The 1,118-nt window shown below is 40.8% G+C and carries 2 protein-coding genes (1 of these 2 cut by a window edge); both read left to right on the plus strand.

The window, feature by feature from the left end:
* Window positions 1-147 carry the 3' end of a peptide deformylase gene (locus A3H37_01800; GenBank protein ID OGL49741.1) on the plus strand. The gene continues 357 nt to the left of window position 1, outside the view, so the window shows 147 of its 504 coding nt (coding positions 358-504); its start codon lies off the left edge, out of view; the stop codon is at window positions 145-147.
* Window positions 148-150: 3 nt separating this feature from the next.
* Window positions 151-1,089, plus strand: coding sequence for a methionyl-tRNA formyltransferase (locus A3H37_01805; GenBank protein ID OGL49742.1), 939 nt, complete (start codon window positions 151-153; stop codon window positions 1,087-1,089).
* The last annotated feature ends 29 nt before the right edge of the window (window positions 1,090-1,118 follow it).

Genomic DNA, 1,118 nt, shown 5'->3' on the forward strand with positions numbered 1-1,118 from the left:
ATAGAAATTGTTGCTGAAGGGCTTCTTGCAAGGGTTTTTCAGCACGAAATTGACCACATCAATGGAAAACTTTTTGTTGACCATTTAAGCACTCTGAAAAAACAGATTTTTAAACGCCAGATGAAAAAACAGATAAAAGGGGGATAAACCATGAAGGTCATTTTTATGGGCACCCCTGAATTTGCCATTCCAAGTCTTGAAGCAATCCACAAAAAAGGCTATGAAATATTATCCGTTATAACCCAGCCTGATAAGCCAAAAGGAAGGGGAATGCATATCACACCCTCTCCTGTAAAACAGTTTGCACTCAAAAATGACATACAAACAATGGAGCCTTTTAAAATCAAAGAGGGCAGGTTCATAGACATAATAAGCGGGCTCAATCCTGACATAATAGTTGTTGTGGCTTATGGTAAAATTCTTCCCATGGAACTTCTTGAAATCCCTCCAATGGGCTGCATAAACCTCCATGCCTCTCTCCTGCCAAAGTACCGGGGCGCAGCGCCGATTAACTGGGCAATAATAAACGGTGAAAAAGAAACAGGTGTGACAACCCAGAAAATGGCATTAAAGCTGGATTCAGGAGATATCCTTCTTCAGGAAAAAACTGAAATACTTGAAACTGAGACTGCAGGAACTTTACATAACCGTTTGAAAATCATAGGTGCATCTCTCATTGTCAGCACCCTCAGCCTGCTTGAGAGAAAAAGTATAAATCCAATACCTCAGGATGAATCCATGGTTACTTTTGCGCCTCTCCTTAAAAAAGAAGACGGACTCATAGACTGGAACAAAAGCGCAGCAGCTATTTTGAACCTGATGCGGGGAACAAATCCATGGCCCTCTTCCTATACCTTTCTTTCAGGAAAGCTCTTTAAAATCTGGAAGGCATCTCTTGTTAATCGCAGCTCAGACAGCAGAACAGGAACAATTACCAGCAACAGAGAAACTTTTTTAGTTCAGACAGGAGATAATCTCCTCTCACTTGAAGAGGTACAGCTTGAAGGACACAAAAGAATGTCTGCAAGGGATTTTCTGATTGGGAAATCGATTCCTCCAAGCTTTGACACTACAGGAAAGCTATACTGATTTTTTCTCCGGGTTTAATTCTAAATCTT

It is taken from the genome of Candidatus Schekmanbacteria bacterium RIFCSPLOWO2_02_FULL_38_14, from assembly GCA_001790855.1.
Classification (GTDB): domain Bacteria; phylum Schekmanbacteria; class GWA2-38-11; order GWA2-38-11; family GWA2-38-11; genus 2-02-FULL-38-14-A.